Source organism: Inquilinus limosus (genome assembly GCF_002195995.1).
Classification (GTDB): domain Bacteria; phylum Pseudomonadota; class Alphaproteobacteria; order DSM-16000; family Inquilinaceae; genus Inquilinus; species Inquilinus limosus_C.
The window spans coordinates 42,777-50,393 of the sequence record NZ_NHON01000043.1 but is presented as its reverse complement, the minus strand read 5'-3'; the positions used below and the strand labels follow the sequence as shown (position 1 = coordinate 50,393).

At 69.3% G+C, this 7,617-nt stretch carries 6 protein-coding genes; 2 read left to right on the top strand and 4 right to left on the bottom strand.

From position 1 onward, the window contains the following. Window positions 1–67 precede the first annotated feature (67 nt). Window positions 68–730: a nucleoside phosphorylase gene (locus BWR60_RS21360; protein ID WP_230983131.1), complete on the top strand. Its 663-nt coding sequence runs from the start codon at window positions 68–70 to the stop codon at window positions 728–730. On the opposite strand, the gene hpnH is transcribed toward BWR60_RS21360, so the two are convergent. Next, a complete protein-coding gene (gene hpnH / locus BWR60_RS21355; RefSeq protein ID WP_088153036.1) occupies window positions 677–1,831 on the bottom strand; it encodes an adenosyl-hopene transferase HpnH in 1,155 nt (384 codons plus the stop codon). The genes BWR60_RS21360 and hpnH overlap by 54 nt on opposite strands. A 48-nt stretch (window positions 1,832–1,879) precedes the next feature. Next, the gene (gene ispH / locus BWR60_RS21350; RefSeq protein WP_088153035.1) at window positions 1,880–2,818 is read right to left on the bottom strand and encodes a 4-hydroxy-3-methylbut-2-enyl diphosphate reductase; all 939 of its coding nucleotides are present in this window, start codon (window positions 2,816–2,818) and stop codon (window positions 1,880–1,882) included. A 306-nt stretch (window positions 2,819–3,124) separates the two neighbouring features. On the opposite strand from ispH, the gene BWR60_RS21345 reads away from it, so the two are divergent. Further along, window positions 3,125–3,742 carry an ABC transporter substrate-binding protein gene (locus tag BWR60_RS21345; protein ID WP_088153034.1) on the top strand — a complete coding sequence of 206 codons (618 nt, stop codon included), beginning with the start codon at window positions 3,125–3,127 and terminating at the stop codon, window positions 3,740–3,742. A 71-nt stretch (window positions 3,743–3,813) separates the two neighbouring features. Here the strand turns inward: BWR60_RS21345 and BWR60_RS21340 are convergent, their stop codons facing one another. Both BWR60_RS21340 and BWR60_RS21335 read right to left on the bottom strand, forming a co-directional pair. Further along, window positions 3,814–4,626 carry an MlaA family lipoprotein gene (locus BWR60_RS21340; protein WP_230983130.1) on the bottom strand — a complete coding sequence of 271 codons (813 nt, stop codon included), beginning with the start codon at window positions 4,624–4,626 and terminating at the stop codon, window positions 3,814–3,816. Between the two features lie 277 nt (window positions 4,627–4,903). Further along, window positions 4,904–7,564 carry an MMPL family transporter gene (locus BWR60_RS21335; RefSeq protein WP_179221879.1) on the bottom strand — a complete coding sequence of 887 codons (2,661 nt, stop codon included), beginning with the start codon at window positions 7,562–7,564 and terminating at the stop codon, window positions 4,904–4,906. Between the last annotated feature and the right edge of the window lie 53 nt (window positions 7,565–7,617).

Genomic DNA, 7,617 nt, shown 5'->3' with positions numbered 1-7,617 from the left:
GACCCAGCTTCTTCATGTCCCCCCTCCCGCGAGGGGAGGGGGGACATGAAGAAGCTGGGTCTCGCGCATGCTCGGCATCCTGACCGGACTGGCGCGGGAGGCGGAGATCGCGCGGCGGATCTCGCCGCTCGTCGCCTGCTCGGCCAGCGATCCGGCCCGGGCGGAGCGGCTGGCCCGCGACCTGGCGGGGCAGGGGGCGACGGCGCTGCTCAGCTTCGGCATCGCCGGCGGGCTGGCACCGGAGCTGGCGACCGAGGATCTGGTGATCGGCAGCGCCGTGGCGACGGCCGACGCGGCCTATGCCTGCGATGCGGGCCTGGCGGGCCGGCTCGCGGCTGCACTGCCGGGGGCGGTTCAGGGGAGTGTCTGGGGCGGCGACGTCATCGTCGACACCGCCGCGGCCAAGGCCCGGCTGCACCGCGACAGCGGCGCGGTCATCGTCGACCTGGAGAGCGCCGCAGTGGCGCGGGCCGCGGCCGGGGCGGGGCTGCCCTTCGGCGTGCTGCGGGCCGTGGCCGACCCGGCGGCGCATGGCCTGCCGCCGGCGGCACTGGTCGGTCTCGATGCGGAGGGACGCCCGGCGATCGGGCCGGTGCTGCGGGCCCTGGCCCGCAGCCCTGGTCAGCTGCCGGCGCTGATCCGCCTGGGGCGGCAGAGCAGCGCGGCGATGAAGGCCTTACTTGCCGCCGCCGGCACCCTTGGCGGCCGCGACCTTCGGGGTGTGGCGTAGCTTCTCCAGCGCCTTCTGGACGTGGGAGGAGAACACGAACTCGGCCGGGCGCTGCCGGTCGAGCGAGATCTCCGGCGCCATCGGCCCCTCGGTGCGGATGCCGCGCATGCCGACGATGAAGGCCTTCAGCGGGTTGCGGAACATGTCCTTCACCGCGCTGGCCTCATAGCCCGAATGCACCATGCAGTTGGCGCACTTCTCGTAGTTGCCGGTGCCGTACTTGTCCCAATCCGTCTCCTCCATCAGCTCCTTGTAGGTCTGGGCATAGCCCTCGCCGAGGAGGTAGCAGGGACGCTGCCAGCCGAAATAGGTGCGGGTCGGGTTGCCCCAGGGCGTGCAGTGATACGTCTGGTTGCCGGCCAGGAAGTCGAGGAACATCGACGACTGGCTGAACGACCAGCGCTTGCCCTTGTCGCCGCGCTTGAAGATGTCGCGAAACAGCTGCTTGGTGGTCTGGCGGTTCAGGAAGTGCTGCTGGTCCGGCGCGCGCTCATAGGCATAGCCGGGCGACACCGTGATGGCGTCGACGCCCATCGCCTTGACGTCGTCGAAGAAGTTCGCGACGCGCTCCGGATCGGCATTGTTGAACAGCGTGCAGTTGATGTTGACCCGGAAGCCGCGGGCCTTGGCGGCCTTGATCGCCTTGACCGCGCGGTCGTAGACGCCGTCCTGGCACACCGACCGGTCATGGTCCTCGCGGTCGCCGTCCAGATGCACCGACCAGATCAGGAAGGGGCTCGGCTTGTACTGGTCGAGCTTCTTCTCCATCAGCAGCGCGTTGGTGCACAGGTAGACGTATTTCTTGCGGTCGATGATGCCCTGCACCACCTCCGCCATCTCCTTGTGCAGCAGCGGCTCGCCACCGGCGATCGAGACCACCGGCACGCCCGAATCATCCACCGCCTGCAGGCAGTCGGCCACCGACAGGCGCTGGTTCAGGATCTCGTCCGGGTAGTCGATCTTGCCGCAGCCGGCGCAGGCCAGGTTGCAGCGGAACAGCGGTTCCAGCATCAGAACCATCGGGTACCGTTTGGTGCCCATCAGGTGGTTCTTCAGAAGGTAAGCGCCGATACGGATCTGCTGTTGAAGCGGGATACCCATGGGGACCTTCGCAAAACTGTCGGCCGAATCCGGGCCAAGCGACACTGCCTACTCGGCAGGCACCGGTGCGGTCAATTGGGATGGCAGGCGGAAGCGGATATTCTCATCGACGCCCGTCAGCGTCGAGACCTCGACGTCGCCAAAACGTCGCAGGGTCTCGACCAGCTCCTGCACCAGGCTGTCGGGGGCGGAGGCGCCGGCGGTGATGCCGATCGTCTCCTTGCCGTCCAGCCAGGCGGGATCCAGCGCCGAGGCGTCGTCGATCAGGTAGCTGGGCACGCCGAGTTCGTCGCCGATCTCGCGCAGCCGGTTGGAGTTCGAGCTGTTGCGGGCGCCGATCACCAGCAGCACGTCGACCATCTGCGCCAGCTCGCGCACCGCGCCCTGGCGGTTCTGGGTGGCGTAGCAGATGTCCTTGGTGTCCGGCCCGACGATCGCCGGATACTTCGCCTTCAGCGCGTCGATCACCGCCTTGGTGTCGTCGACGCTCAGCGTCGTCTGGGTGATATAGGACACCCGCTCGGGGTCCGGCACCTCCAGCGCGGCCACGTCCTCGACCGTCGAGATCAGGGTGACGCCGCCCGGGATCTGCCCGGTGGTGCCCTCGACCTCGGCATGGCCGGCATGGCCGATCAGGATGACGGTGCGGTCCTGCGCCGCGTATTTGCGGCCCTCGATATGCACCTTCGACACCAGCGGGCAGGTCGCGTCGATCACCTGCAGTCCGCGCTGCGCCGCGTCGGTCTCGACCGACTGGGCGACGCCATGCGCGCTGAAGATCGTGATGCTGCCGGCCGGAACCTCGTCCAGCTCATCGACGAAACGGGCGCCCTTCGCGCGCAGGCTCTCGACCACGTGCCGGTTGTGCACGATCTCGTGCCGGACATAGACCGGCTCGCCGTAGATCTCCAGCGCGCGCTCGACGATCTCGATCGCACGCTCGACACCGGCGCAAAAGCCTCTCGGCTGGGCCAAGATGATCCGCATTACGCACCTTAGATGTTCTGGCAGGGCTGGGGTTCGCCAGAGTGAATCGCTCTCAATTTGGACCATACACCGGGCCAACTTTGCGTGTCACTAACATGACCACGCGCGCCGTGTGCAATAGGTTACGATTGATATTTATCAAATTGGACGCATGGCGGTTGTGCGGGCCGTCACAGCAGAATTCCGGCGGGGCGTCGTTCGGAACTTCTCGGCAAAGGCCGGGGTTGAGGCCATCATAGGTCGATCGCGTCGCCCCGCGGGCGCGGATGGCGGCGGACCCAACGTTCCGAATCGGAAGAGACACCCATGCGCTCGCCTGCCCTCCACCGCCGCCTCGCCTTGGCCGTCGCGCTGCTGCTGCCGCTGTCCTTCGCCGCCCCGGCGGCCATGGCGGCGGAGCCGCGCCAGGTCATCGACACGCTCGACAATGCCCTGCTCGACGTGATGAAGAACGCCGACTCGCTGGGCTTCCGCGGGCGGTACCAGAAGCTCGAGCCGGTGCTCGACCAGGCGTTCAACCTGCCGCTGATGGCCCGAATCTCCGTCGGGCCCGACTGGTCGAGCCTGACCCCGGCCCAGCAGCAGAAGTTCACCGACGCGTTCCGGCGGTTCAGCATCACCACCTATGCCGCGCGCTTCGACGGCTACAGCGGCGAGAGCTTCACCTCGGAGGACGCCAAGCCGGTCAGCGGCGGCGACCAGGTGGTCAACACCAAGCTGGTGCGGCCGAAGGCCGATGCGGTGCCGCTGAACTACCGGCTGCGGGGGCCGAACTGGCAGATCATCGACGTCTATCTCAACGGCACGATCAGCCAACTCGCCAACTACCGCTCCGAGTTCGGGGCCACGCTGCGCAGCGGCGGCGGCGACGCGCTGATCAAGCTGCTCGAGAGCAAGACCGCCGAGCTGACGCCGAAGAAGTAAGGCACCGCCGGCCTGACGGGGGGCTGCGCCTCCGCCAGGCCGGTCAGGGCCAATGGCTCAGGGCCAATGGCTCAGGGAATGTCCGGCAGTTGCGACGCCGGGATGTTGCCGGCGGCACCGGTCGCGGCCGGCCCGGCTGCGGCGGCGCCGGCCGGGTCGGTGTAGAGGTCGCCGCCGCCGCCCTGCGGGGCCTGGCCGCCATCGAGCTCGGCCTGCCGATACTGGCGGAACACGCTGCGCAGCGTCGCGTAGTAGTCGACCGAGTTGCGCTCCAGCTCATCCGTCGCGTCGACGGTGCGGGAGCGGATGTCGATGCCCTTGCCGACGAACATCCCGACGCTGGCCTCGGTCGGGATGTCGACGATGTAGCCCCAGGGGCTGCTGACCGTGTCGACCGCGAAGCCGACGGTGTCGCGCGGGTTCGAGGGGCCCAGCAGGGGCAGCATCAGATACGGGCCGTCGCCGATGCCCCATTTGTACAGCGTGGCGCCGAAGTCGCCGGCCTGCTGCCGGACCACGCCGCGCGGGGTCGCGACATCGAAGAAGCCGCCGAGGCCGAAGGTCGAGTTCGCCAGGAAGCGCAGCAGCGTCTTGGCGGCCGCGATCGGCTCGCCCTGCAGCACCTTGTTCAGGAACACCACCGGCTCGCCGAAATTCTGGAAGGCGTTGTGGATGCCGTCGCGCGCGAATTCGGGCACGACGTCGCGATAGGCGACCGCCACCGGCCGGATGGCGTTCTTGTCCAGCGCCTGGTTGAAGTCGAAGATCGCCCGGTTCATCGGCTCGAGCGGATCGTTGATCCGGTCGAACTCCGCCCGCTGCGCGGGGTCGGTCGGCGGAGTGGCGCAGCCGCTCAGCGCCGTGGCGGCGAGGAGCGCGGCCATGCCGAGGGCGAGGGGGCGAGAGGATGAGCGCGACGGCATGTCCGGTTCGATCCCGTAAGCAATCGGAAAATCAGTGATCTGGGGCCGCCGGGAATCGGCGGCCTGGTACGGTTCCTACCACGGTTCGGGTCGACCCGGTCCCGCGACGGGGAAGAAAGTTACAATCCGAACGATATCCTGTGACCTGTGCGGCAACAACCACCTGTCGAAAAACTTTGTCCTCCGTCCAGGCGAGTCATGCCGTGACGGGCGACACTAGCGTCATCCGGCCGGTCCGTCACCGGGTCTGATCCGGATGATCCGTGAAGTCTGGCTTCACGATCGGGGCGGGATGATGGCGCCGCGGCGGCGCGGGCGGGCCCAGCAGCGCCGGCATGAAGACCAGCACGGCGAACAGCGTGAACAGCAGCTCGATCGTCAGCAGCTCGCCCATGCCCGCCGTCCCGGGGTGGGGCGACAGCCACAGGCTGCCGAAGGCCGAGGCCGTGGTCAGGGCGCTGAACACGATGGCGCGGGTGGTGCTGGACTGCAGCGGCTCGCCGCGCCGGGCCCGCCAGTTGACGACGAAGTAGATGTCGAAGGCGACGCCGACCCCGAGCAGCAGCGGCAGGGCGATGATGTTGGCGAAGTTGATCGGCAGGCCGATCAGGATGGTGGTCGCCAGGGTCATCAGGCCGGCCAGCAGCAGCGGCGTCAGCGCCATCAGCACGTCGATCACCCGGCGCAGGGCGATGGCGAGCAGAAGCGCGATCATCGCGGTCGCCAGGATGCCGGCGGTGACGAAGGCGCCGACGATGGTGCGGCTCGATTCCTGGATCGTCACCGCGGTGCCGGTGGCGTGCGGCGCCACCGCCTTCACGGCATCGACGAAGCGCGCCACCACGGCGTTGTCGGCGGCATTGCCCGACGGGAACACCGACAGCCTGGCCTGGCCGTCCGGCGCGACCCAGGTGTCCCGCAGCTCCTGCGGCAGGTCGGCCAGGGTCACCGGCCCGGCCGACAGCAGCGTCCGCAGCCGGTCCAGCGTCGCCGGCAGCCCCTGCAGCAGCGCGTCGCCGACCCGGGCCATGGTCGCGGCATCGGCCTTGGCCAGCCGGTCCAGCGCATCGGCCAGGCGGCGTTCCGGGCTGTCGGCCTCCGGCCCGATCTTCCGCAGCCTCTCGGCCGTGGCGGTCGCGGCGGCGCGGATCGCGTCATCCGAGGGCGGATCCAAGGCGGGCTGCGTGTCCAGGGTCGGCCCGACCAGCAGGGAGAGGTCGGAGAGGATCGCCAGCTTGGCCGGCTGGTCGGTGGGCACGAAGCTGTTCAGCGACAGCACGGTGTCGACCTCGGGCAGGGCCTGCAGCTTCGGCGTCAGCGCCGCCGCGGCCTCGACCGACGGGGTCAGGATGTCGATGGTGTTCGGCGTGCTCAGCGGGTCGCGCATCAGCTCGAACATCGTCGAGGCCGCCTCGGAGCGCGGGTCCACCAGGTTCAGCGGGTTGAAGTCGAAGTTCAGCCGCGGCATCAGCGCCAGCGATGCCAGCGCCAGCACCGCGCCGCCGGCCAGCACCCAGCGCCGGCGCTTCAGCAGGAAGCGGTCGACGGGCGCCAGCTCCCGCCACCCGACCTCGCTCGGCTCGGCCCGCACCGGCAGCACCGCCAGCAGGGCCGGCAGCAGTGTGAGATTGAGCGTGACGGCGATCAGCATGCCGACGCCGGCGATCAGCCCGAGCTCGGAGACGCCGCGATAGGCGGTCGGCAAGAAGGCGAAGAAGCCGCTGGCGGCGGACAGCGCGGCCAGGACCAGCGCGGCGCCGACGCGCCGGATGGCGGCGGTGGTGGCGGCCTGGATGGTGGGCGCGGTGGTGCGCTTGGCCCGCACGGCGACGCAGAGCTGGACGCCGAAATCGACGGCGATGCCGACGAACAGCACGGCGAAGGCGACCGAGATCAGGTTCAGCGTGCCCACCGCCAGGGCCGCGAAGGCCGCGGTCATCAGCAGCCCGACGAACAGCGTCACCATGATCGCCCCGGTCATGGTGAAGGACCGCAGCGCCAGCAGCAGCAGCCCCAGCACCAGCACCACCGACACCGTGGTCGACAGGCCGATGCCCTCGCTGACGCTGGCGAACTGGTCGTCGTTCAGCGGGATGTTGCCGGTCTGCCGCACGGTCACGCCGTAGTCCGGCGTCAGGTGCAGCGTCTCGGCCGTGGCGCGGACGAAGCCGGTGGCCTTCGCCCCGGGCTCGAGCGCGCCGTAGTCCAGCACCGGCTGCGCCAGGACGAAGCGGCGCAGGGCGCGCGGCGAGGGCGGGGCCGAGGACAGCAGCGACTGCCAGGACAGCGGCTGCACCACATGGGCGGAGGTCAGGTTGGCATCGATCGTCGCCGCCATCTGGCTGATCGCCGGCTGCACGCGCGACCGCGGGGCCTGCCCGCTCTCGACCCCCTGCAGGAACAGCTGCACGACGTTGAGCATCCCGCGCAGCGTCGGGTCGGCGGCCAGGCCACCGAGCAGGGGCTGGGCGGCGACGATGTCGTCCGCCGTCTGCTGCAGGTCCTTCTCCGACAGGAACAGCAGGCCGTTCTTGTCGAAATACGGCCCGCCATCCGGGCGGCGGACGGTCTTGAACAGCGACGGTTCCGCCTTCAGCGCCTGGGTGATCTGCGCGGCGGCGGATTCCGCCAGCTCCGGCGTCTTGCCGTCGATGACGATGGCCAGCAGGCCGGTGTTCTGCGGAAACGCCTTGTCCAGCGCCGCGTTGTCCTGCTGCCAGGGCAGGTTGGGGTCGATCAGCTTGCCGGTGTCGGTGTTGATCGACAGGCGGTGCATCACCACCAGCACGGCGCAGACCGACAGCACCAGCGCGGCGCCGATCACCCACAGCGCATGGCGCTGGCAGAAGGCACCCAGATAGACCAGGGCGCGGGTTCCGGACAGTTTGGAGACAGGCACGCGGTCTGCTTTGCGGTGATGGGAGGGGGCAGGCGGCGGGCGCTGTTGTATCC